This window comes from Marinobacter sp. (assembly GCF_965229985.1).
Lineage (GTDB): Bacteria > Pseudomonadota > Gammaproteobacteria > Pseudomonadales > Oleiphilaceae > Marinobacter.
In genome coordinates this window covers 451,974-476,154 of the sequence record NZ_OZ245935.1, presented here as the reverse complement: position 1 = coordinate 476,154, position 24,181 = coordinate 451,974, and the positions used below count along the sequence as shown (strand labels likewise).

Sequence of the window (24,181 nt, the reverse complement as noted above, 5' to 3'; positions counted from 1 at the left end):
CGTTGGAACCTGACTCCCATGGAAGACACCGTACTTGTCGTGAACTGCGGCAGCTCATCCCTGAAACTCGCCTTATTCGATGACCAACACAGAAAGCTGGCATCCGCGCTCGCTGAGCGCCTCGGCCAAAACGATGCATTTGCCCGCGTTGAGGGCCGGGAAGAGATCATTCCGCTGGATCCCGGTGCCAGCCACGATCAGGCGCTGAATACGCTGGTCACAGCGTTCCGGGATCAGGGACTGATGGCGTCGGCCCCGACTGCCATTGGCCACCGGGTCGTTCACGGCGGCGAGACCTTCCGTGAAGCCGTGCTTCTTGATGACGATGTCATGGATGCCATTGAAGACTGCGCGGGGCTTGCCCCCTTGCACAACCCGGTCAATCTGTCCGGCATTCGGGCAACCCTGGCGCAGTTTCCCGAGGTGCCGCAGACTGCCGTTTTCGACACCGCCTTTCACCAGACCCTGCCCAAAAGGGCGTTCCTCTATGCCCTGCCGGAGGCCTGGTACCGGGATTGGGGAATTCGCCGGTATGGTTTCCACGGCACCAGTCATGCCTTCATGGCCGCCGAAGCTGCCCGTCTGCTGGGAAAAACACCCGCAACCACCTCGATCATCTCGGCCCACCTCGGAAACGGATGCAGTATAACCGCCATCCGGAACGGGATCAGTGTCGATACCAGCATGGGTCTTACACCATTGGAAGGCCTGGTGATGGGAACCCGCAGCGGCGATGTCGACCCTGGCCTGTTCGACTTTCTCCGCAGCAAGGGCATCGCCGCGGACGAGGTGCACCGGGTCCTGAACCAGGAAAGTGGCCTCCTCGGCCTGTCCGGGCAGACCAACGACATGCGTTCGCTCTGTGCGCTCGCGGACCATGGTCATGAGCCATCCCGAACCGCCATTGATGTGTTCTGCTTCCGCCTTGCCCGTTACGTTGGGGCCATGATGGCATCACTCAGCCAACTGGACGCACTGGTTTTCACAGGTGGCATCGGAGAAAACAGTGCCCGGATCAGAGCCGAAACCATCAACCACCTCAAGCTCATAGGATTTGAACTCAGCCCGGACCTAAACAAGCATCATGGCGAATTCAGCCACCGCCGGGTGGAAAGCCCCGACTCCAGGTTTCCCGTTTTGGTGATCCCCACCAACGAGGAGCTGGTTATTGCACGGGAAGCATCCCGCCTCGCCGGCTCTGCTGCTTTCGGCTGACCCACACGCATCATCAGGACTAGCATCATGGCAAAGAGTCTCTTTTTTGCACCGACATCCATGGATTCAGGCCTCACTTCGGTCTGTCTCGGTCTGCTGCGCGCCCTGGAACGGGTGGGCGTGAGTGTCGGCTTTTACAAGCCGTTCTGTCAGACCGTTCACCGCGCCGAATCCATGCATAACGCAGGTGAGGACTCCTCCGTCGCTTTCGTACGGGCAAGCAGCCATCTGAATCCGCCGGATCCGATTGCCCTCAAGGAAGCCCAGCAGCTGCTCAACAGAGGCAAATCGGATTACCTGCTGGAGACAGTGGTCGGCGAATACCAGAAAGTTGCCCGGGACGTGGACGTGGTAATCATCGAAGGCCTGGTTCCAGACCGCAGCGAAGCCTATATTGCCCGGTTGAACGTAGAGGTCGCCCGCAATCTCGGTTCCGAAGTCATCCTGGTCAGTACTCCAAAAAACCTGGACGCCCGGCAAATGGATGACGAACTGGACTTCTCCTCGCGCCTGTTTGCCAACCCCAGCGACCCGGATGTCATTGGCGTCATACTGAATAAGGTCGGCGAGCCCGAGCGGGCGGGGCTTGAGCCCCGATCCAACAGCAACCACCCTGCCCCAACCACCATTGATTACCAGAGCCAATGCAAGGTCTTCAGCGAGGGCCGTTTTCGGTTGATTGCGGAGATTCCCTGGCAGCCGGAGCTGCTTGCACCTCGGGTCTCCGACATAGCCAGAGAGCTCGGGTTACCGGTTCTCAATGAGGGGCAGATGCACGCCAGGCGAGTCCAGAAGGTGTCGGTGTGTGCCCGCAGCATCCGCAATATGACCGAGACCCTGAGACCTGGCACCTTGCTGGTGACACCGGGCGACCGGGAAGACATAGTGGTGACCACAGCGGTTGCTGCTCTGAATGGGGTCCCACTGGCCGGCCTGATGCTTACCGGGGGTCTGATGCCGGACCAGCGTGTGATCGAGCTCTGTCACCGAGCGCTGGAAACCGGTTTGCCGGTACTGGGCTCGGATGCCAATACCTATGAGACGGCCCACATGCTGGCGAATCTGTCGTCCGCCATTCCAATTGATGACCCCAATCGTATTGAAAAAGCGATGGAGGCGGTTGCCACTCGCATAGACACCGACTGGTTGCAGCAGCACCTCAAAGTCGCGCGACAAAACAGACTTTCACCTCCGGCTTTCCGGTATCAGCTGTCAGAACGGGCTCGGGCAGCGAACAAACGCATTGTACTGCCCGAGGGCAGCGAGCCAAGAACCGTGCAGGCGGCTATTATCTGTCATCAGCGCAAACTGGCACGGTGTGCACTGATCGGGAATGCCCTGGAGATCAAGCGAGTGGCGGATTCCCAGGATCTGGAACTGCCCGAAGATATCGAGATTATTGATCCCACAGAGGTGCGCCAGCGCTATGTCGGCCCAATGGTAGAGTTGCGCAAGCATAAGGGGCTGACACCGGACATGGCAGAGGCCATGCTCGAAGACAACGTCGTTCTCGGTACCATGATGGTGGCTCTGGATGAAGCCGACGGCCTGGTGTCCGGTGCCATCCACACAACGGCCAATACGGTGCGACCCGCCCTTCAGCTGATCAAGACCCATGACCACGCGAAAGTGGTCTCTTCCGTGTTCTTCATGCTGCTTCCGCAACAGGTGGTGGTCTACGGCGACTGTGCCATTAATCCGGATCCGAATGCCGAGGAACTGGCAGACATTGCGATCCAGAGCGCGGAATCGGCGGAAGCCTTCGGGATCGAACCCCTGGTTGCGATGATCAGCTACAGCACTGGTGAGTCAGGCAGCGGCCAGGACGTGGACAAGGTCAGGGAAGCCACGAGAATAGCTCGTGAGCGCAGGCCGGATCTGCTGATAGACGGGCCGCTTCAGTACGATGCTGCGGCCATCGAGAGCGTGGCCAGGAGCAAGGCGCCGGACAGCAAGGTAGCGGGCAAGGCCACGGTATTCGTGTTCCCGGACCTGAATACCGGCAACACCACTTACAAGGCCGTTCAGCGCAGCGCCAACGTGGTCAGTATCGGGCCAATGCTGCAGGGTCTGCGCAAGCCGGTCAACGATCTGTCCCGGGGCGCACTGGTGGAGGATATTGTGTTTACCGTCGCTTTGACCGCGGTTCAGGCAAAGCAGGTTGAAAGTGCCGGGCCGGGCTGAGGCAGTCTGCCCTCACCCGGCCCAGGACTCAGCGCTTAAGACTCTTCTGGCGTTTTTTCTTAGGACGACGACCCTGTTTCTCATCGTTGTCCTTCTTGACCTTCTGACGCGGTGTCAGACGATCCACTTTGCCAGCAAACGGATTTTCGCCCGATTTGAATTCAAAACGGATCGGTGACCCGGTTACCTTGAGCACCTTGCGGAAGGTGTTCTCCAGGTAGCGCTTGTAGGCGCCCGGCAGTGAATCCACCTGGTTACCGTGAACCACAATAACCGGCGGATTAGACCCACCCTGATGAGCGTAACGCAGTTTGATTCGACGCCCGTGCACCATGGGAGGCTGATGCTGGGCAATGGCATCCTGCAGGATGGCAGTCAGTCGGTTGGTCGGCCACTTCGCCATGGCAGACTCGTAACACGCTTGCACCGACTCATACATCACGCCCACGCCAGAACCGTGGAGCGCCGAGATGTAGTGCTTATCGGCGTAATCCAGGAAGTCGAGACGACGCTGCACCTGCTCTTTCACCCGAACACGGTCTTCCGGGTCCATGCCGTCCCACTTATTGACGGCGATCACCAGCGAACGGCCGGCATCAAGGACAAACCCGATCAGGTGAAGGTCCTGATCCACGAGGCCTTCCCGGGCATCAATGACCAGAATAACCACATGAGCGTCGTCAATCGCCTGAAGCGTCTTGATAATGGAGAACTTCTCCACCACTTCACTGACGTTCTTGCGGCGACGGACACCAGCGGTATCAATCAGCGTGTACTGACTGCCCTGGCGTTCGTAGGGAATATAAACGCTATCCCGGGTAGTGCCCGGCATGTCGTAAACCACCACACGCTCTTCACCGAGCATCCGGTTGACCAGGGTGGACTTGCCCACATTCGGCCGGCCAACCACTCCGATGCGGATGCCGGGGTAACGGTCAGCCCTATCCTCTTCCTCCCTCTCCTCCTCGGAGGGCAGCAGGATCTCGAGCATCGAGCGGATACCCCGGTTGTGGGAAGCCGCAATCAGGAAAGTGGATTCAAAGCCAAGGCTGTAGAAATCCGATGCCGCAATGTCCGGGTCCTGGCCATCAGTCTTGTTCACTACCAGATGGGCCTGCTTGCCGGACCGACGAAGACTGTCTGCAATAAGTTCATCGCCTGCGGTCAGGCCGGCACGACCGTCCACCAGGAACAGTACGATGTCAGCCTCTTCTACCGCTTGCATGGACTGGCGGGCCATTTCGAGATCAAGGCCCTGCTCGTCGCCGGTAAGACCACCGGTGTCTATGACGATGAAGCGCTGCCCTTCGTAGCTGCCCTCACCGTATTTGCGGTCACGGGTAAGCCCCGGAAAGTCCGCAACCAGGGCATCCCTGGAACGGGTCATCTGATTAAATAATGTCGATTTGCCGACGTTAGGGCGTCCGACAAGGGCAATAACTGGGGTCATAATGGGGGATCAATCCTGCGGCTTAACCTGGAATACGGCCATCTTTCCGCTGTTGCCAAAAACCAGCAGGTTACCATTGGCGAGGCGCTGTGCCGGTACGCGGATACCCTCATCGTCGAACTCCAGCTGGCCAACCAGCTTGCCATCCTCACGGTCAATGACATGCAGGTAGCCTTCAAAATCGCCCACCACCAGATAGTCTTCATAAACCATTGGCTGGGTTAGCTGCCGCCAGGCCAGACGATCCTGGGTCCAGACTTCCCGACGATCAGAGCCTCTCAGAGCAACAATGTCGCCATTGGCCGAGGCCAGATAGATCTCGCCGCCACCAATCATCGGGGAATAGAGGCTGGATGCCTTCCGGCTCCAGATCTCCTGCCCGGTACGAATATCAACGAGGGCAAGTTTGCCCTGGTAGCCAACCACCATGACGGCGGTCTCAATGACCAGGGGTTGCCCCGTCACGTCAACCAGCCTTTCAAGCTCGGTGCGCCCCTGAGGCTGGCCCACTTCATACTGCCACATGGGCTGCCCCGAGGCTGCCGCCAGAGCGATCAATTTGCCACTGGCAAAGGAGGCAATGACAACGTCTCCACCGACCAGCGGCGCCGCAGCAGCCCTCATGGACAGAACCGGAACCGTGCCGTCGTACTGCCAGAGTTTCTCACCATCAGTGGCACTGAAACCTAACACCTTGCCGTCCGTCGTGTGGGCTACCACAAGGGAGCCGTTGGACTGGGGCGACGACAGTACTTCCGTGGGCAGCGACTGGCGCCACAGCTCGGAGCCGTCCTCACGGGAAAGCGCCACCAGATCGGCGTTCTCGGTGGTCAGGTAGAGGTTCTGCCCATCGCCACCGAGGCCCGAGAAGATGCGCTCTTCAAATTCAGATTCCCAGATAACCTTGCCGGAATCCGAGGCCACGGCGTAAATCTCACCATCCGCCGATGCGGCGTAGATCAGATCGCCGGTATTCAGAGGTGCCAGGTACAGAAAATCACCATCATGACCGTCGCCCACGGACATGCTCCAGACTCTCTTGAATTCGGCAGACGCCTCAATCTCGGGAACCGGAACAGGTTGTTCGAACGTATCGGTCGCGCTACAGCCGGAAAGTGCGGCCAGAAGAGCCAGCCCCAGGAGAAGTCCGCGTTTTGACATGCTGTCGCGGAGAACCGGCATCAGGCATCCTCCCCGACACCGAGGTCTGCCAGTTTCAGCTCCAGAATACCGCTGCGACCTTGCTGGCTCTGCTCACGGGCAGCAAGATAGGCCTCACGTGCGCCCTCGCGGTCGCCCTGCGCCAACAGGATATCGCCACGGAGCTCGGAGTACATGGCATCAAACGCATCGGCATCACCGGCGCCCTCGATGGTGGCCAGAGCATCTTCATACTGGCCTGCGGAGAACTGGGCACGAGCCAGACGATTTCGGACCACAAGCGCCAGCGCCTCATGCTCTCCGGTTTTTTCCAATGCCCACTTCAGGGAATCAATGGCGGCTTCGGCGTTACCCTCCTGAATCAACTGCTGACGGGCGAGGATCAGGTTACCGTAAACCGCATAGGCGCTATCCGTGTAGTCCTCCCGCAGGGTCTGCGCGACGAAAGCGACGGTCTCGCCGCTGGTTTCATCAGCCTGATCACTGAAGGCATTGAGGAGATTGGCAAACTGGTTGGCTGCCTCGGTGCGCTGCTGCGCCTGATGGTTCTGCCAGGCCTGCCAGCCAAAGACAATGGCCAGGGCCGCACCAATGCCGATCAGCAGAGAACTGCCGTTTTTCTTCCACCAGTCCTTGATCGCCTGGACCTGTTCTTCTTCGGTGCGCAACTCTGCCATGAGGACTCCTGTTGTCGAATTTTTGCTTTTGTATCAGTAAATTTGGTCAAATTCAGTTGGCCAGCGCCGCTGCCAGGGTGGCAGCCAGCTCGTCCTGGGCAACCTCGGTTTGCGGTTCGTCAGCACGTAAGGGCTTTAGACCGGCGGTTCCATTGGCAACCTCGTTCTCGCCCAGAATGACCGCGTACCTGGCACCACTCCGATCAGCCTTCTTCATCTGGCTTTTGAAACTGCCGCCGCCACAGTGAGAAACGATCACCCGATCCGGCAAAGCCGCACGCAGCTTTTCAGCCAGTATAAGAGCCGGAGCCAACGCCACCTCACCCATCGCCGTTACATAGATATCGGCATTACTGTTCACGTAATCCGGGACCAGCTCAAGCGTCTCCAGCAGCAGGATAAGGCGCTCCAGGCCCATTGCAAAGCCCACTGCGAATGTCGGTTTGCCGCCCAGCTGTTCCACCAGGCCATCGTATCGACCACCAGCGCACACTGTGCCCTGGGCACCAAGACTGTCGGTTATCCATTCAAATACGGTCTTGCCGTAATAATCCAGGCCTCGAACCAACGCCGGATTGACTGAATACGCCACGCCTGCGGCATCCAGCAACGCTTTCAGACGCTCGAAATGCTCTCGGGATTCATCATCAAGATAGTCGTCGAGGTTGGGCGCGTTTTCCAGGATCTTGCGGGTGGAAGGATCCTTGCTGTCCAGAATCCGTAAAGGGTTAGACTCCAGGCGACGCTGGCTGTCGGCATCCAGGTCTGACTTGAACTGACTCAGGTATTCCACCAGGGCAGCGCGGTAAACCCGACGGGATTCGGACGTTCCGATGGAATTGATTTCCAGACGGGTATGCTCAGCGAGCCCGAGCTCTTTCCAGAGTCGTGCGGTCAGTATCAGCAGCTCGGCATCGATATCAGGGCCAGTCATCCCGAAACATTCCACGCCAATCTGGTGGAATTGACGATAGCGGCCTTTTTGCGGGCGCTCATGCCGGAACATCGGGCCGGTATACCAGAGCCTACGGGTCTGGTTGAACAACAGGCCATGTTCCTCGGCCGCCCGAACACAGCCCGCAGTACCCTCAGGGCGCAGCGTCAGGCTGTCTCCGTTGCGGTCCTCAAAGGTGTACATTTCCTTTTCGACAATGTCGGTCACTTCACCGATCGAACGCTTGAACAGGTCGGTCTGTTCCACAATCGGCATGCGGATTTCCTGGTAGCCGTACTGGGCCAGTACCCGGCGCACCGTGGATTCCACAAACTGCCACACGGGCGCCTGCTCCGGCAGGATATCGTTCATCCCGCGAATTGCCTGAATCTTTGCCAATGTTAACCCTTAACTCTGTCTGGATGGTTGTGCCCGGGAATGGTAACGATCAGTTGTCAGAACGGGCAATGATCGATTCTTCCTGTTCCTTGCGCCGTGCCACTTCCTCGCGAATCAGGCGTTCCAGATCGTCGGTCAGTGTGGCGTTGTCCAGCTTCTGGTTTGGCTTGCCCGCCATGTAGAAAAGATTCTTGGGGCTGCCACCGGTAAGTCCGAGATCGGCAACTTTGGCCTCACCCGGGCCGTTCACGATGCACCCGATAATTGCCACGTCGAGGGAGTCATTCACATCCTCCAACCGCGCCTCCAGATCATTCATGGTCTGGATGACATCGAAATTCTGCCGGGAACAGCTCGGACAAGCGATGAAATTGATCCCACGGCTTCGCAGACGAAGGCTCTTGAGAATGTCGAAACCAACCTTGATCTCCTGCACCGGGTCGGCCGCAAGAGACACCCGAATGGTGTCGCCGATGCCGTCCATCAGTAGCATGCCAAGACCAATGGAAGACTTGACCGTGCCCGAGCGCAGACCACCGGCTTCGGTAATGCCCAGATGCAGCGGCTGCTCTATCTGCTGGGCGATCTTGCGGTAGGCATCCACAGTCATGAACACCTCGGACGCTTTCAGGCTGACCTTGAAATCCTGGAAATCGTGGCGGTCCAGGATATCAATGTGGCGCATGGCTGATTCCACCAACGCATCTGCCGTGGGCTCACCGTATTTACGCTGAAGAGACTTCTCCAGGGAACCGGCGTTCACACCGATACGAATCGGGATGTTGCCGTCCCGGGCAGCACTGATAACAGCACTGACACGATCATCCCGGCCGATGTTGCCCGGGTTGATACGAAGACAGTCCACACCCAGCTCAGCTACCCTGAGGGCTATCTTGTAATCGAAATGGATGTCGGCGACCAGCGGCAGGGATACCTGCTCCCGAATCTTTCCGAACGCCTCTGCAGCGTCCATGGAAGGAACAGAAACCCGCACGATATCGGCACCCGCTTCCTGCAATGCCGTGATCTGGCCAACCGTGGCCTCCACGTCGCAGGTGTTGGTGTTGGTCATGCTCTGCACCGCAATTGGCGCGTCGCCACCTACAGGAACATTGCCCACCATTATCTGGCGGGATTTGCGTCTGGTAATCGGGGAATCCTGTTTCATGTCTTACTGACCGATATAGAAAATTTGATCAAGTTTCAGATTGTCAGGGTAAACTCTGACCGGTTGTTGACAACCCGGTAGCCACCGATATCCACAGGCTCACCCTGGAAACGGATGGATTCGACCGCATCAACCGCGCCAATGACGACCCGCAGCGGGGCTGGCCCGGCAACATCGATCTGGTCTCCGTTACGCTGAAGCGAATTCACCAACCGGTTACCCGCAGCATCACTGATCTGGACCCAACAATCATCGCTGAAGCGAATCTGAAGCCGGCCGGTGTCCGCCACTTCAGCCAGCCCGTTTGGATTTTCGAGCACCGGCTCGGTAGTCTGAATAATCGCCGGAATCTGTTCTGTTACCGTCTCGGTGGTCTCCGACCGGCTCTCTTCAACCGCTGCCGTCTCAGTTGGGGCCTGAGTCTCGCCAGCATCTGGTTCAACCGGCTCCACCAACGGTTCCCGCTGCTCTGTTGCCACCGGCGCAGATTCCATGACCGCAGGCTCCGGCTCTTCAACACTTGCCACCACTTCGGGCTCAGAGCGTTCAGCTTCGGACGCCGCCGGTTCCCCGGTTTCGCCCTGATCTTCTGGCGCAGCCTCAGGCTCTGTTACCGCCTCGGAGGGTGCTGAATCCTGCTCAGGCACCAGGAAGGTGAAGGCCAGATAACCGGCAATGCCCAGGACCACCAGAAAAAACAGGGCTTTGGCCAACTGACGTTTACGGCGTCTGCGACGCTCGATATCAACCAGGGGATTGGCTTCATGCTCCTGTTCCCGCTGTTGCCGGATGGGCTCCAGCTCCTGGTCCAGGTCGGCAATCACCGCATCCGCATCCAGCCCAACCTGTTTTGCATAAGCCCTGACATACCCTTTCAGAAAGAGTTCACTGTCAATCTGGCTGTATTCTCCCGACTCTATCGCCTGTATGACTGAAGGGCGCAAATGCTGCGCTGCGGCGACATCTCCGGTACTCAGACCGGCTTTTTCCCGTGCCTTCTGAAGCTGCTGCCCTACGGGCTCCTTCATCGCTGGCTGTGAGTTTTCTTCAGTTGCCATTAGAAATCAGCACCTTATATTGTTGGTATTCGACTGACTCCGGAAATTTGTTTCTGAGCTGAAGCGCAAGGCTCGCTTCCTGGTTTTCATCACTGTAATAGCGGGCAATACGAATGCCAGTTAAGAGGCTCTCCGGTGAGTGAACCAGGCGCTGATTCCTTTGCATCAGGGAAATCAGGCGTGAATAGTAGCGGGCCGCATCGTCGTAATTGCCGGCTTCAACAGACACCCGTGAAAGCGCCAGCAAAGAGCGGGCATCGCCCCGTGTCAGCTCCACCGCCCGGCGATAGGATGTGGCTGCAGCTTCCAGTTCTCCGAGTCGTTCCTGGGTCATACCCAGGTTAAAGAAAACAGAGCCGCGGTCCTGATAACCGGTATCCCGCGACGCCGCACGGAACTGGTCTCGGGCGTCTTCCATCCGATTCTGGCCGAAAAGGAAGGCCCCGTAGTAGACCCGCGCCCTGGTGTAACCCGGATCCTCGGAGATGGCCTGTTTGAAATTACGCTCGGCCAGCTCTGGCTCGCCCTCGGCGTTATAGACAAGTCCCATAGCGGCCCTGGCACCCGGGTCATCTGAATCCAGCTTCAACGCCCTTTCGAGGTGATGACGCGCACGTTCAAGGTTGCCCTGGCCGATATAGGCGGTAGCGAGTTTCACATAGTTATCGAGGGCTTCCTGGCGATCCGCTTCCCGTGAGAACCGACTGTCGGTGGTGGTAACGCAACCTGTAACCAGCAGAGTCAGCAGCATAGCGGCTAACATTGAAAAGCGTCGGTTTGCTGGTGCTGTTATCACGGGTGTCCCCTTCCTCGATTGGGCTGTATGGCGTTCCTGGTTCAGGGATTCACCTGCTGAACCTGAATGTACCTCTGGCTCCGACGGGTTCTGTCTTCAACCCGTCCCACCAGCTGACCACAAGCGGCATCGATGTCATCACCCCGGGTAGTCCTGATAGTGGCAATATATCCTGCTTCGTTCAGGACGGCCTGGAAGCGACGTGTCGCGTTCATGCTCGGCCTCCGGAAATCGCTCTCCGGAAACGGGTTAAAGGGAATCAGATTGATCTTGCATGGCAAATCCCGCAGCAACACCGCAAGCTCACGGGCATGTTCCGGCTGATCGTTCATTCCCTCAATGACGGTGTACTCGATTGTCGCCTTGCGCTTGTCCGGCAAGCGGGCGAAGTAACGCTTGGTCGCGGCCAGCAACTCGGCAATCGGGTACTTTTTATTCAACGGAACCAGCTTGTTACGCAATTCATCATTCGGCGCGTGCAGGGAAATGGCCAGTGAAACATCGGTAACTTCCGACAGGCGATCCAAAGCCGGCACAACACCTGACGTGCTGAGGGTAACCCGACGCTTGGAGATCCCGTAGGCCAGATCCTCCATCATGAGGTTCATAGCATCCACGACATTGTCGAAGTTAAGCAGGGGCTCGCCCATACCCATCATGACCACGTTGGTAATGGGCCGATCCGGGCCTGGCTCAAAAGGCATGAAGGCCTTGCGTGCAACCCACACCTGGCCGATGACCTCCGCGGCGGTGAGATTCCGATTGAACCCGCGTTTTCCCGTAGAGCAAAAGGTACAGTCCAGACTGCAACCGATCTGCGAGGAAACGCAGAGCGTGCCGCGCTCTCCGTCCGGAATCAGCACAGTCTCAACACTGTTGCCATTGTCCATGCGCATCACCCATTTACGGGTGCCGTCTTTGGACGTTTCGTCGTAAACCACCTCAGGACCACGGATCTCGGCGACCTGCTTCAGCTTTTCCCGCAGCGCCTTGCTCATATTGGTCATTTGATCGAAGTCATCAGCGCCACGCTGATGGATCCACTGCAAAACCTGGGTGGCACGAAAACGCTTCTCTCCCAGAGATTCAAAGAAAGCTTCTAGCTTTGCTTTCGGCATCCCCAGCAGATTGGTTTTTTCAGCGGCCGCTGTCATTTCATAACCTCGATCAGATAACCAATTCGGAGGCGATCGGACGATCGCCTCCGATCAACGCAATCAGCCCCGCGGGCAGATCTCGTTGTCATTGAAGAAATAAGCGATTTCGCGCTCGGCAGAAGCCGCGGAATCAGAGCCGTGAACGGCGTTCGCATCGATGGAAGAAGCAAAATCCGCACGGATGGTGCCAGCGTCGGCTTCCTTCGGATTGGTCGCACCCATCAGATCACGGTTCTTCAGGATGGCGCCCTCGCCTTCCAGAACCTGAACAACCACAGGGCCGGAGGTCATGAAAGCAACCAGATCGTTAAAGAACGGACGCTCTTTGTGCTCTGCGTAGAAGCCTTCTGCCTGCTCTTGGGTGAGGTGCATCATTTTGGCAGCAACAATGTTCAGGCCAGCTTTCTCGAAGCGGCTGTAAATTTCGCCGATCACGTTCTTTGCTACCGCGTCGGGCTTGATAATCGAGAGCGTACGCTCAGTTGCCATGGTCTTTCTCCAGTTTGTGGATGGTAAAAATTCTGGCCTGCGATTATACGCAGTCCGGGGCAAACTTCCTACCGCACTGCACGGAGGCGGCTAACAACATCAACTATTTGCGAACTGGCAAAGGCCACTTCCTCTTCGGTGGTGAATCGGCCGAAGGAAAAACGCAGCGCCCGATGGGCCTGCTCATCACTCAGTCCGATGCCACGGAGGACGTATGAGGGCTCGACTGTGGCCGAAGCGCAGGCCGAACCGGAGGAGACCGCCAGGTCCCGCAGACCCAGCATAAGGGACTCTGCATCAACCCCGTCAAAGGATAAGTTCACGATACCGGGAACGCGACTGCTTTCGCTGCCATTGAGACTGACACCCTCAAGAGACTGAAGCCCCGCCAGGAAGGACTTCCGGAGCGCCTCCAGTTTAACGATTTCTTCCTCAAGCCCGGATTGGGCTAGCGCGAACGCCTTTCCCATTCCCACAATCTGGTGGGTCGGCAGGGTTCCGGAACGCATTCCCCGTTCATGCCCACCGCCGTGAATCTGCGCCTCGATACGAACATCCGGCGAACGCCTTACGTAAAGGGCGCCGACACCCTTCGGGCCATAGACCTTGTGCCCTGACAGTGCCAAGAGATCTACTGGCATGGAGCCAACATCAATGGCCATCTTGCCGCCAGCCTGGGCCGCGTCCACATGGAAAAGAACGCCTCGCTGACGTAATTCGGCGCCAATGGCGGCAATGTCGTTGATGGTTCCCAGCTCGTTATTCACCAACATCAGGCTAACGAGCACGGTATTTTCCTTCAGCGCACCCAGGACCTGATCACAACTGATCGTTCCATCGGCGTTGGGATCCAGCCAGGTTACTTCAGTACCCTGGTGCTCAAGCCACTTGCAGGTATCCACAACAGCCTTATGTTCAATCTTCGAAGTGACAACATGAGCATCTTGGCGGCCCGCAACGGCGCCCTTGATCGCCAGGTTATCCGATTCTGTAGCACCTGACGTCCAGACGATTTCACGGGGGTCGGCGTGAATCAGCCCGGCAACCTGCTTACGTGCGGCCTCCACAGCAGCTTCCGCCTGCCAACCGTAGGCGTGCGTTCGGGATGCAGGATTACCGAACACGCCATCCAGTGTGAGGTACTTCATCAATTCATCGGCGACAGCAGGATCAACGGGCGTGGTGGCCGCGTAGTCCATATAAACGGGCTTTTTCATGGATTCCGGAAACTTGTTGGTGTCAGGCCGGCGCCTGATCAGACAGGCGTTCGGTGTTGATGGTTTCAGAGCCGTTGTCAGACTGACGGCGATTCTGCCGGTCAGCAACCTGGCGAATTTCATGCTTTCTCATCAGATCTCCGAGGCTGATCTCGCTGAGAAACTGATGAATCTGATCGCTGAGATCAGACCAGAGGTGGTGGGTCAGACACTTCTCGCCGTTCTGGCAATCACCCTTGTTGCCGCACCGGGTGGTGTCCAGCGATTCGCTGACGGCGTCGACAACTTCGGCAATATATAGCTCAGCCGCAGGACGACTGAGCCTGTAGCCTCCACCTGGGCCACGAATACTGACAACCAGCTTCTGGCGGCGGAGACGGGAGAAAAGCTGTTCCAGGTAGGACAGTGAGATTTCCTGACGGGCCGAAATATCGGCGAGACTCACCGGCCCCTGGTCTCCATGCAGAGCCAGATCAAGCATTGCCGTTACGGCATAGCGGCCTTTGGTGGTCAACTTCATAGTGTCAGCCCCATGACGGGATTGAATCTCAAAAACGCAGCTGAGAGTATGAATTGACCAACCATTTCAGTCAAGTATTCAGCGGCGCACCTCATCGTCATCCCGGACGCAATCAAAGTCCTCTTCCTGTAACGGTGGCAACTCGCCATTCTGGTATTCACTGTTCACCTTGCGGAGGGCCTTGCACATGTTCTCGATGCGGTCATCCACCGCATGCATGTGATCAAGCAACGAGCGCATGGCCCGGGCAACCGGGTCTGGCATTTCCTCTGTTACACCATAGGCATCGAAGCCCATGCGTTCTTCCATCTCCTTGCGGCGCGCGTCATCCTCGCCTTTGCGTTTGACGATGACGCGGCCAGGAATACCAACCACCGTTGCACCCGCGGGCACTTCCTTTGTCACCACTGAATTTGAGCCGATCTTGGCGCCCTCGCCCACTTCAAACGGGCCCAGAATCTTTGCACCGGCACCAACCACGACACTGTTACCGATCGTGGGGTGGCGCTTGCCCTTGTTCCAGCTGGTTCCGCCCAGGGTGACACCCTGATAGAGGGTCACGTCATCGCCGATCACCGTGGTTTCGCCAATGACCACGCCCATGCCGTGGTCAATGAAAAACCGGCGGCCAATCGTCGCCCCCGGATGAATCTCGATGCCGGTCAGCCAACGGGCAATGGTGGAAATGGTACGAGCAAGCCATTTCAGACCGAGACTCCACAACCAATGGGAAAACCGATGAAAAAGCAGCGCGTGCAAGCCCGGGTAGTTGGTCAGAACTTCAAAGGTGTTCCTCGCGGCGGGATCCCGGTGGAACACGCTATTAATGTCTTCCCGCAAACGCTCAAACATGGCCATTATCCTGTTCCGTCGCCGCAGTGCCGGCCTCGGTTGATTTGCTGTTATTCCGCGTGCCTGCCGCCTTCTGAACAGCAGTGAGAATACCCCTGAGAATGTTGATCTCCATCTGATCCAGTCTGGCCCGCTGGAACAGACGCCGCAAGCGCGTCATCAATTGCCTGGGGTTCTCCCGTCGATGGAAATCCACATCAATCAGCACCTGCTCCAGGTGCCCGAAAAAACCCTCGACATCGTGAACTTTGGCCGGCGGCACATCCCAGCCTTCATCCCCGGGCCTGGTCATCGACTTTAGGTATGGGCTCCCTTCACCGCCTTCAAGGCTTCGCAGATAATACATCCGCAATTCATAACACATCACCTGTACCGCCATGGCCAGATTCAGAGAGCTGTAATCCGGGTTGGACGGAATATGAATGTGATAGTGGCAGCGCTGCAGCTCGTCGTTGCTGAGACCATGATTCTCTCTTCCGAATACCATGGCAACCGGGCCGCTTTCCGCGTGCCCTGCGGCAGCTGCAGCCGCCTCAGGGGGCGCACAGACCGGCCAGGGCACCTTCCTCCCGCGGGCACTGGTACCCATAACCAGAACGCAATCGGCCAGGGCATCATCCAGCGAAGAAACAACCTGGGCATTATCAAGCACATCCGAAGCACCCGCCGCACGCGCATACGAAGCTTCATCCGGAAAGGAGCATGGATTGACCAGCCACAGATTACCCAGTCCCATGTTTTTCATGGCTCGGGCGACAGCGCCGATGTTGCCTGAATGGGATGTCTCTACCAGAACAATCCGGATCTGATCCTGAAATGTTTCCGTCCCTTCCTGTGGAAGTGCGCTTTTGTGCATTGTTAGCAGGCCCAAGGTTATTGATCAGGGCGGCAATGATAGCAGAAAGCACCCGCACCCTGCCCCTCCGGAGAACCCGTAACCTCTGGTTATCCGTGCTATTGCTGAGTCAAAAAACATACAAGCGGGGTGATCTTTTGCTATGATACCCGGCCTTCACACACCCGGATAATGAACACTCAGATGCAACCAGCTATTAAAATGGCCCTGCGCGTCGCGCGTCAGGGGTCCGATTATCTGAAAGCCCATTTCGAGCGCCAGGAACCCACCGGCAAAGACGACTCAGAACGCCGTCGTCAGCTGGAGCGGGTTGAGCAGTCTATTTACGATAACTTTGCCGAACAGCTCGAAAAGGCCTACAAGGACCACAGCATCGCGCCATTGAACGAAGCGAATGCCGGAACCAGCGAGAAAAGCTGGCATATCTTTCCAGTCCTGGGCCGTGAGAATTTCCTTCGGGGCATTCCGGAGTTTGCTCTGGCGCTGTCCCAGAAGAAGAATAACCGCACCGAAAACCTGCTTCTGGTGAATCCCGTTACCGGCGAAGAATACTCCGCCAGCCGTGGTCACGGTGCCGCTCTGAACAGCCGCCGGGTACGCGCTTCGGAAATCAAACTGCCCGAGAAAGCAGCCATCGCCACCAACCTGCTGGACCAGGCCCGCAAGAGCGAGGATCCGATGCTCTGGGGCGAAATGGCCGCTGTACTGGCAAGAGATTCCGGCATGTTCCGCACGTCTGGCTGTGTGGTACTGGACATTGCCCGGGTTTCCGCGGGCCTGATGGACGCGGCGATCATTTTCCGCCCGGAAGCCTCCGACCTGGATCTGGGCGTCACACTGGCCATGGAATCCGGCGCACTGACCGGTGACTTCTCCGGTAACCCGTCGACCGGTAATGCCCGCCAGCTGGTAGTGGCAAACCCGAAACTGTTCCGTGAAGTCCTGAAAGTACTGCACCCGTTCCGGGGCCGCCTGCCTCGCTGAGGCCTCCGGTTCTTCCGGACACAAAAAAACCGCCACAAGATGTTGGCGGTTTTTTTTGTGTCCGGCATTGCCGGAACAGATGGGATTACATCCTGTTCAGCCATTCCGGTGGCTGCTCTTCCTCATCCGCATTTTCAGCGCCTTCTTTGGGCGGCACGATCAGATCGTCACGGGACACGCCCATAACCATCAGAAGGTTCGCAGACACGTAGATCGATGAGTAGGTACCGACGATCACACCAATAATCAAAGCCAGGGCGAAGTTGTTGATCGCCTCACCACCCAGAAAATACAGGGCGAACAGAACCACAAGAGTTGTGCCGGATGTATTGATTGTCCGCGCGATGGTCTGGTGAATCGACTCGTTGATAATGTCCCAGGGCTCACCCACGCGCATCTTGCGGAAATTTTCCCGGATGCGGTCAGCAACGACAATGGTGTCGTTCAACGAGTAGCCGATAACTGCGAGCAGGGCCGCCAGCACGGTGAGATCGAAAGTCCACTGAAACAGGGCGAAAACACCCAGAACGATAATCACATCGTGAGCCAGCGGCACCACCGAGGCAATACCGAACTTGAACTGGAAGCGCATACCCACGTAGATGAGCACAACCGCCAGGGCAATCAACAAACCCAGGCCGCTGTCTTCCTTGAGCTCCTCACCAACCTGCGAACCAACGAACTCGGAACTTACCAGCTCAAGCTCTGCACCACCCTCTTTCAGGGTTCGGGTTACCTCGGGGGCGAGCTGATCGTTGTCAGCCTCGGCCATCCGCACCAGCACCGTGGTGTCGGCGCCAAAGTTCTGGACGGAGAACTGCTCATAGCCGGCGGCATCGAGCCTGGACCGGATTTCGTCAAGTTGCGGCGCCTCTGCATACTCAAATTCAACAGAGGTACCGCCGGTGAAGTCCATACCCAGGTTCAGGCCACGGATGGCCAGCAGCGCAATGGACACAACGATCAGCGAGATAGAGATTACGGATGCAATTTTCCGCAACCCCATGAAATCAAACGGTTGCTTCTGATCTTCAGACATTGGCGAGCTTTCCTCCGATCGACAGCTTCTCGACCCTGCGGCCGCCGTAAATAAGGTTAACGATGCTGCGGCTGACCATCAGGCCAGAGAACATCGACGTCAGGATCCCGATGCACAGTGTCACCGCAAACCCTTTCACCGGGCCGGAACCCATCGCGAAAAGAATAACGGCAACCAGCAAGGTGGTGATGTTTGCGTCAAAGATGGATACAAAGGCCCGGGAATAGCCGGAGTTGATCGCCGTCTGAGGCGGCACACCGGATTTCAGCTCTTCCTTTATCCTCTCGAAAATAAGCACGTTGGCATCGACCGCCATACCCACTGTCAGAACGATACCGGCAATGCCCGGCAAGGTCAGTGTTGCGGACAGGATCGACATGCATGCTACCAGCAGCATCAGGTTCAGAGTCAGGGCAATGTTCGCAACAATGCCGAATCCACGGTAGTAGACAAGCATGTACAACAGTACCAGGCCGAAGCCAAGCGCCACCGACATCATGCCGGCATCAATGTTCTTCTGACCGAGGCTGGGACCGATGGTCCTTTCCTGAACGAAGTACATTGGCGCTGCCAGCGCACCCGCACGCAGAAGCAATGCCAATTCCGCGGCCTCCGGGATGGAATCAAGCCCGGTAATCCGGAAGCTGCTACCCAGGGCGGATTGCACGGTGGCCAGGCTGATAATGCCCTTTTCCACAACGCGGTTTTCCACTTCCTGAGGCTCACCGTCAACCATGCGGGTTTCGGTTTCCGTGCGGTACTCAATGAACAGCACCGCCATCCTGCGGCCAATGGCATTGCGGGTGGCGCGGTTCATCAGATCCCCACCAACGGAATCCATGGTGATATTGACCTGGGGCTGACCATTCTCATCAAAGGCCTGCTGGGCATTGGCCACGTTGTTACCAGTAGCAATCACCTCCTGCTCAAGGCGGGCGGTGCGCTGGGGCTGATCCCGGAAACCGAACTCTTCGGTTTCGCTGCTTGGCGCATCCTGGCGGGCCTCCATGCGGAACTCAAGGTTCGCGGTGGCACCAAGTACGCGCTTGGCCTGTGCGGTGTCCTGCACGCCCGGGAGCTCAACAATGATCCGGTCGGCGCCCTGCTGTTGAACCAGGGGCTCGGCAACACCCAGCTCATTAACCCGGTTGCGAATGGTGGTGAGGTTCTGCTCCAGGGCATAATCCTGAATCGCCGTGACTTCCGCCTCAGACAGGGTCAACACCAGGAGGAACTCATCGCCCTGGGTCTGCTCATCCAGAAGGAATTCGTTGTACTGGTCACGGACCATATTGAAGGCTTCAGTCCGGGAGGCCTCGTCCCGGAAGCTGAGAACAATCTCCCGATTGTCCTGCACATCCCCACCACGATACCGGACCCGCTCTTCCCGCAGCTCCCGCTTGATCTGGCCGGACATGGCCTCCAGTCGCTGGCTTACCGCGGTTTCCATGTCGACTTCCAGCAGGAAGTGGACACCGCCGCGAAGATCCAGCCCCAACTTCATGGGGCCGGCACCCAGGCTTTTCAGCCATCCCGGCGTGGAGGCAGCCATGTTCAGCGCGACAAGGTATTCATTGCCAAGAGCGGCCTGCACCAGCGGACGAGCCTGCAACTGGTCTTCAGAGTTGGTGAGACGGATCAGAGCATCCCGATCCTGAAGAGTACTGCTTTTCACCTCGATACCCTGGTTTTCCAGAACATCAACTGCCCTGTCGAGCACACCGGCATTGACCTCGGTGCTGCTACGGGCGCCTGTGATCTGGATGGCGTAATCGTCGGGGAAGAGGTTGGGCAAAGCGTAGATAAACCCGATCACGAGCGCGACCAGGATAACCAGGTTTTTCCAAAGCGGATACTTGTTCAGCATGGGATCCCTTGTAGCCGGCCTGGTGGCCGGCCTTGGTGTTTCAGCCAGGAAGATTCAGACCGGCCACCAGGGATGGCCGGCTAAATGGCCCCGCTCAGATGTCTTTGAGCGTGCCCTTCGGCAGAGCCGCAGCAACGGCTACTTTCTGGACCTTGATCTCTACGTTATCGGCAACTTCCACAACGATGAAGTCGTCGGTTACCTTGGTGATTTTGCCGGCAACGCCACCGGAGGTCACAACTTCATCACCCTTGTTCAGGCCGGACATCAGGGCTTTGTGCTCTTTCGCACGCTTGGACTGCGGGCGCCAGATCAGGAAATAGAAAATCAGGATGAAGCCTGCAAAAAAGATTACCTGGCCCATAACACCCATTCCCTGGGCACCTGGGTCCTGTGCCATGGCCAGAGCAGGCATCAGAGCCAAAAGGCCGGCAACGAGCATTTTAATAGATTTCATTGAATATCTCCGTTGGTTTAGCGAATAGATCAATCATTGCCCAGAGGCGGAACGGTCTCTCCGCGCAGAGCATAGAAGTCGGTTACAAAGTCCGACAATGTACCTGCTTCAATGGCCCCACGCAATCCAGCCATCAGGTTCTGATAGAACCGGAGGTTATGGATGGTATTCAGCTGTGAGCCCAGCATTTCTCCACATTTATCCAGATGATGCAGATAACTTCTCGAAAAGTTCTTACAGGTGTAACAGTCGCAACGCTCATCCAGGGGCGAGGTATCATGACGGTGCCGGGCATTGCGGATCTTTACAATCCCGGTTGAGGTAAACAGGTAACCATTCCTGGCATTCCGGGTCGGCATCACGCAGTCAAACATGTCCACACCACGCCGGACTGCCTCAACAATATCTTCGGGCCGCCCCACACCCATCAGGTACCGCGGTTTGTCCTCCGGCATCTTCGGCGGCAAATGATCCAGAATCCGGATCATGTCCTCCTTGGGCTCGCCAACCGAGAGGCCACCAATGGCATAGCCATCAAAGCCAATGTCTGTGAGCCCCTCCAGGGAAAGGTCACGCAGGCCCTCGTACATGCCACCCTGGACAATGCCGAACAATGCCGCAGGATTGCCCTCGTGGGCATCCTTGCTCCGTTGCGCCCAGCGCAGGGAAAGCTCCATGGAGTCTTTTGCCTGGCGTTCGGTAGCAGGATAAGGCGTGCACTCGTCAAAAATCATGACGATGTCCGACCCCAGATCCCGCTGGACCTGAATAGCAATCTCCGGGGACAGCTCCACCGGCGAGCCGTCTACCGGTGAGCGGAAGGTAACGCAGTCCTCGGTAATCTTGCGCATTTCGCCCAGGCTGAACACCTGGAAGCCACCGGAATCGGTCAGGATCGGCCCCTGCCATTGAGTGAAATCATGAAGGTCGCCGTGTGCTTTGACCACTTCGGTTCCCGGCCGGAGCATCAGATGAAACGTGTTTCCCAGGATGATTTCTGCGCCAATTTCATGGATATCGCGGGGCAGCATACCCTTGACGGTGCCATAGGTGCCGACGGGCATGAATGCAGGTGTTTCAACGGTGCCCCGGGGAAACGTCAGCCGGCCACGACGGGCCCGCCCGTCCTCACCCAGTTTTTCGAACGACATGAAACAGGTTTGTGTCACAAGGCCTCCCCGGCATTATTGTTACCGGCTTCATTGGATTCCACGGCCGAACCCAGCAACATGCCACGGCTGGGTTCCTGCCCGGTAATAAACATGGCGTCGCCGTAACTGAAAAAGCGGTAGCGTTCCTTCACCGCTTCCCGGTAGGCCGCCATCACATTGTCATAGCCGGCGAATGCACTGACCAACATGATCAGGGTGGACTCCGGCAAATGGAAGTTCGTTATCAGGGCATCAACGGTCTGGAAACGATACCCCGGGTAAATAAAGATGTCGGTCTCACCAGTGAACGCCCTCAAGCGGCCGCCACGGCTGGCAGATTCAAGGGAGCGAACCGACGTGGTACCTACAGCAACCACACGCCCTCCCCTTGCGCGGGTCCGCTCGATCGCGTCAACGGCGTCCTGGGGAACGTTCACCACCTCGCTGTGCATTGTGTGTTCTTCGATTTTGTCCACCCGAACCGGCTGAAAGGTCCCGGCACCCACGTGCAGCGTCACGAAGGTACTTTCGATTCCACAGGCGGCCAGCTTTCCCAGCAGACTCTCATCGAAATGCAGCCCCGCCGTCGGTGCGGCAACAGCGCCGGCCTCCCTGGCGTAAACAGTCTGGTAGCGTTCCCTATCGGTGGATTCATCCGGTCGATCAACGTAAGGCGGCAGCGGCATATGACCAATGCGCTCCAGAACGTCGAGCACAGGTTCCTCAGCCTCACACACCAGATGAAACAGCGCTTCTTCCCGGCCCGACATACGCATGCAGGTACCGTCTTCCAGAATAACCTTCTGGCCATCCTTCAAAGCCTTGGAGGCTCGAACATGGGCGATGATTTCATGCTCCCCAGTCACCCGCTCAACCAGCACCTCAACCTGGCCACCGGTTTCCTTTTTGCCAAAAAGCCGCGCCGGTATCACCCGTGTGTCGTTGAACACCAACAGGTCGCCGGGCTGAAGCAGGTCAGGAAGTTCACTGAAAATGCGATGGTCGAGCTTGCCGGAAAGGCCATCAAGACAAAGTAGCCGGGACGCGCTGCGATCTTTGAGCGGATAGCGGGCGATCAATTCGTCCGGCAGGTCAAAATGAAAATCGGAGACATTCATGGAATGGACTGTTAACGACGCCGAAGGAAAGAAGATGGTAGCGGCGGGCGGACTCGAACCGCCACGGGTTTTACCCCAACGGATTTTGAATCCGTCGTGTCTACCAATTTCACCACGCCGCCATCGGAGAGTGTTGGGGATTATACTGAGCTAAATCGCGAAAGCAATAAGCCAGCGGACACAACTGCCCGCTGGTTCAGATATTTACAGTCTGTCGAACAAAGACAGTTGCGAAACCTGCGCAAATGACTGCTGCGCCGCCTGCAGCACGAAGCTCTGGAAACTCAGGTTACTGATTGCTTCTGCGTAGTCCACGTCCTGTAACTGGGATCGGATTTCATTGGTATAAACGGAAGAATCCTCAAGGAAGGTCTTGGTCGATTCCACCGCGTTCATCCGGCCACCAAGTTCGGTTTGCTTGAGGATGATGCTCTCCTGGGCGTTGTCCAGGTTGATCAGGGAATTGGCGATCAGATCATCGTACTCGGCCTGCCCGCCCGGGCTGCTCTTGTCGATGCTGTTCAAGCCGGCAATCAGGTTTTCGATGGTACCGAACACCGACTGCTTTTCGTTGATCTGGAGCGTAAACACATCGCCCGCGCCCGGCACCGCATCGGTCAGAGTCACCTCAACACCTGCGACAACGAACGGCTCGCCACTCTGATAGGTGGCTGGATCTACCGTCAGCACATCACCCTGACTGTCTGTAGCGATGATATTGCCACCGGCATCTACCTCAACCGTGATGTCGTCCGGGAAGGAATTGGGATACTCCGCAGCAAGGTCTGCTTCGTTAACCAGACTGACCCCGGAAATGGAGGCGCCCGGCGTATTCACAGTGCTGTGCTCGCCGGTTATGGCAGCAGGAACCCGGACAAAAATGTCCTTGCCGTTATCACTGATGGGAACGGTAACGCCGTCATCAATCTCCAGGACACGCTGACCCTCGTCGCCCTGGTAGACCCAGCTGCCTGAAGGGTCCTGTTCAAAGGCCTTCACCGAGCCCTGAAAGCCACTGAAAATGTACTCACCAGACGCATCGCGGGTATTGGCAATATTCGCCAGCTGGCCAAGGCGCTCCTCCAGCTCGGAAGAAATCGAGCGTCGATCGTTGGCCGACAACGAACCGTTACCGGCTTGAACAGTCAACTCGCGGATCCGCTGAATCACATCGATTGAGCTTTCCAACGCGCTCTCTTCCTGCTTCAGCCGGTTGTCTGCCAGGTCAACGTTACGCTGGTAGGTTTCAACCCGCGAAAGCTCCTGGTCCAGTTTCAGAATCCGGGCCGCAGCGACCGGATCGTCGGAAGGTTTGTTTACCCTCTGGCCGGTCGAGATCTGTTGCTGGGTGTTATTCAGGCTGGTATTCAGCTCCTGAAGCCGATTTATACCGCCCGAGAAAATCTGCTGTGATGAAATTCTGATCATGTCA

At 57.4% G+C, this 24,181-nt stretch carries 22 protein-coding genes and 1 tRNA gene; 3 read left to right on the top strand and 20 right to left on the bottom strand.

Features of this window, described 5'->3' with window-relative positions; translation table 11 throughout:
* Nucleotides 1-18: 18 nt before the first annotated feature.
* Nucleotides 19-1,215, top strand: a complete 1,197-nt coding sequence (locus ACO06L_RS02220) for an acetate/propionate family kinase (protein WP_202346709.1) — start codon at nucleotides 19-21, stop codon at nucleotides 1,213-1,215.
* 27 nt (nucleotides 1,216-1,242) lie between these two features.
* The gene (pta, locus tag ACO06L_RS02215; protein ID WP_202346710.1) at nucleotides 1,243-3,399 is read left to right on the top strand and encodes a phosphate acetyltransferase; all 2,157 of its coding nucleotides are present in this window, start codon (nucleotides 1,243-1,245) and stop codon (nucleotides 3,397-3,399) included.
* A gap of 28 nt (nucleotides 3,400-3,427) precedes the next feature.
* On the opposite strand, the gene der is transcribed toward pta, so the two are convergent.
* From der to trmJ, 13 genes are all read right to left on the bottom strand, one after another.
* Entirely contained in the window at nucleotides 3,428-4,849 is a 1,422-nt protein-coding gene (gene der, locus ACO06L_RS02210; RefSeq protein WP_064228078.1) for a ribosome biogenesis GTPase Der, read from the bottom strand.
* A gap of 9 nt (nucleotides 4,850-4,858) precedes the next feature.
* Entirely contained in the window at nucleotides 4,859-6,031 is a 1,173-nt protein-coding gene (gene bamB / locus ACO06L_RS02205; protein WP_064228077.1) for an outer membrane protein assembly factor BamB, read from the bottom strand.
* Nucleotides 6,031-6,687 carry a YfgM family protein gene (locus ACO06L_RS02200; RefSeq protein WP_202346711.1) on the bottom strand — a complete coding sequence of 219 codons (657 nt, stop codon included), beginning with the start codon at nucleotides 6,685-6,687 and terminating at the stop codon, nucleotides 6,031-6,033. Before ACO06L_RS02200 ends, bamB begins: the two co-directional genes overlap by 1 nt.
* A gap of 52 nt (nucleotides 6,688-6,739) precedes the next feature.
* Nucleotides 6,740-8,020 (bottom strand): histidine--tRNA ligase, encoded by a 1,281-nt coding sequence (gene hisS, locus ACO06L_RS02195; protein WP_202346712.1) that lies wholly within the window; start codon nucleotides 8,018-8,020, stop codon nucleotides 6,740-6,742.
* 49 nt (nucleotides 8,021-8,069) lie between these two features.
* On the bottom strand, nucleotides 8,070-9,188 hold the full coding sequence (ispG, locus tag ACO06L_RS02190) for a flavodoxin-dependent (E)-4-hydroxy-3-methylbut-2-enyl-diphosphate synthase (RefSeq protein ID WP_104320624.1): 1,119 nt from the start codon (nucleotides 9,186-9,188) through the stop codon (nucleotides 8,070-8,072).
* Nucleotides 9,189-9,223: 35 nt separating this feature from the next.
* On the bottom strand, nucleotides 9,224-10,246 hold the full coding sequence (locus tag ACO06L_RS02185) for a RodZ domain-containing protein (protein WP_202346713.1): 1,023 nt from the start codon (nucleotides 10,244-10,246) through the stop codon (nucleotides 9,224-9,226).
* Nucleotides 10,236-11,009: a type IV pilus biogenesis/stability protein PilW gene (gene pilW, locus ACO06L_RS02180; protein WP_064228072.1), complete on the bottom strand. Its 774-nt coding sequence runs from the start codon at nucleotides 11,007-11,009 to the stop codon at nucleotides 10,236-10,238. The genes ACO06L_RS02185 and pilW overlap by 11 nt, the downstream gene beginning before the upstream one ends.
* Nucleotides 11,010-11,083: 74 nt before the next feature.
* Nucleotides 11,084-12,196 (bottom strand): 23S rRNA (adenine(2503)-C(2))-methyltransferase RlmN, encoded by a 1,113-nt coding sequence (gene rlmN / locus ACO06L_RS02175; RefSeq protein ID WP_064228071.1) that lies wholly within the window; start codon nucleotides 12,194-12,196, stop codon nucleotides 11,084-11,086.
* Between the two features lie 63 nt (nucleotides 12,197-12,259).
* Nucleotides 12,260-12,688: a nucleoside-diphosphate kinase gene (gene ndk, locus ACO06L_RS02170; RefSeq protein WP_069184985.1), complete on the bottom strand. Its 429-nt coding sequence runs from the start codon at nucleotides 12,686-12,688 to the stop codon at nucleotides 12,260-12,262.
* A 68-nt stretch (nucleotides 12,689-12,756) separates the two neighbouring features.
* Complete coding sequence (locus ACO06L_RS02165; RefSeq protein ID WP_202346714.1) at nucleotides 12,757-13,905, bottom strand: IscS subfamily cysteine desulfurase; 1,149 nt, start codon at nucleotides 13,903-13,905, stop codon at nucleotides 12,757-12,759.
* A 22-nt stretch (nucleotides 13,906-13,927) separates the two neighbouring features.
* A complete protein-coding gene (gene iscR, locus ACO06L_RS02160) occupies nucleotides 13,928-14,425 on the bottom strand; it encodes a Fe-S cluster assembly transcriptional regulator IscR (RefSeq protein WP_064228068.1) in 498 nt (165 codons plus the stop codon).
* A 78-nt stretch (nucleotides 14,426-14,503) separates the two neighbouring features.
* Complete coding sequence (cysE, locus tag ACO06L_RS02155) at nucleotides 14,504-15,277, bottom strand: serine O-acetyltransferase (protein ID WP_064228158.1); 774 nt, start codon at nucleotides 15,275-15,277, stop codon at nucleotides 14,504-14,506.
* Nucleotides 15,270-16,133, bottom strand: a complete 864-nt coding sequence (gene trmJ / locus ACO06L_RS02150; RefSeq protein WP_064228067.1) for a tRNA (cytosine(32)/uridine(32)-2'-O)-methyltransferase TrmJ — start codon at nucleotides 16,131-16,133, stop codon at nucleotides 15,270-15,272. Before trmJ ends, cysE begins: the two co-directional genes overlap by 8 nt.
* 183 nt (nucleotides 16,134-16,316) lie before the next feature.
* Here trmJ and ACO06L_RS02145 point away from each other — a divergent pair, with 183 nt between their 5' ends.
* Nucleotides 16,317-17,117 carry an inositol monophosphatase family protein gene (locus ACO06L_RS02145; protein ID WP_064228066.1) on the top strand — a complete coding sequence of 267 codons (801 nt, stop codon included), beginning with the start codon at nucleotides 16,317-16,319 and terminating at the stop codon, nucleotides 17,115-17,117.
* Nucleotides 17,118-17,202: 85 nt separating this feature from the next.
* On the opposite strand, the gene secF is transcribed toward ACO06L_RS02145, so the two are convergent.
* From secF to flgL, 7 genes are all read right to left on the bottom strand, one after another.
* Complete coding sequence (gene secF, locus ACO06L_RS02140) at nucleotides 17,203-18,156, bottom strand: protein translocase subunit SecF (RefSeq protein ID WP_202346715.1); 954 nt, start codon at nucleotides 18,154-18,156, stop codon at nucleotides 17,203-17,205.
* Nucleotides 18,149-20,023 carry a protein translocase subunit SecD gene (gene secD / locus ACO06L_RS02135; RefSeq protein WP_202346716.1) on the bottom strand — a complete coding sequence of 625 codons (1,875 nt, stop codon included), beginning with the start codon at nucleotides 20,021-20,023 and terminating at the stop codon, nucleotides 18,149-18,151. The genes secF and secD overlap by 8 nt, the downstream gene beginning before the upstream one ends.
* 94 nt (nucleotides 20,024-20,117) lie before the next feature.
* Complete coding sequence (yajC, locus tag ACO06L_RS02130) at nucleotides 20,118-20,423, bottom strand: preprotein translocase subunit YajC (RefSeq protein ID WP_228739403.1); 306 nt, start codon at nucleotides 20,421-20,423, stop codon at nucleotides 20,118-20,120.
* Nucleotides 20,424-20,509: 86 nt separating this feature from the next.
* Nucleotides 20,510-21,631 carry a tRNA guanosine(34) transglycosylase Tgt gene (tgt, locus tag ACO06L_RS02125; protein WP_202346820.1) on the bottom strand — a complete coding sequence of 374 codons (1,122 nt, stop codon included), beginning with the start codon at nucleotides 21,629-21,631 and terminating at the stop codon, nucleotides 20,510-20,512.
* A 14-nt stretch (nucleotides 21,632-21,645) separates the two neighbouring features.
* The gene (gene queA, locus ACO06L_RS02120) at nucleotides 21,646-22,749 is read right to left on the bottom strand and encodes a tRNA preQ1(34) S-adenosylmethionine ribosyltransferase-isomerase QueA (protein ID WP_064228063.1); all 1,104 of its coding nucleotides are present in this window, start codon (nucleotides 22,747-22,749) and stop codon (nucleotides 21,646-21,648) included.
* 35 nt (nucleotides 22,750-22,784) lie between these two features.
* A tRNA-Leu gene (locus ACO06L_RS02115) sits at nucleotides 22,785-22,871 on the bottom strand.
* An 82-nt stretch (nucleotides 22,872-22,953) separates the two neighbouring features.
* On the bottom strand, nucleotides 22,954-24,177 hold the full coding sequence (gene flgL / locus ACO06L_RS02110; RefSeq protein WP_064226903.1) for a flagellar hook-associated protein FlgL: 1,224 nt from the start codon (nucleotides 24,175-24,177) through the stop codon (nucleotides 22,954-22,956).
* Nucleotides 24,178-24,181: the final 4 nt, after the last annotated feature.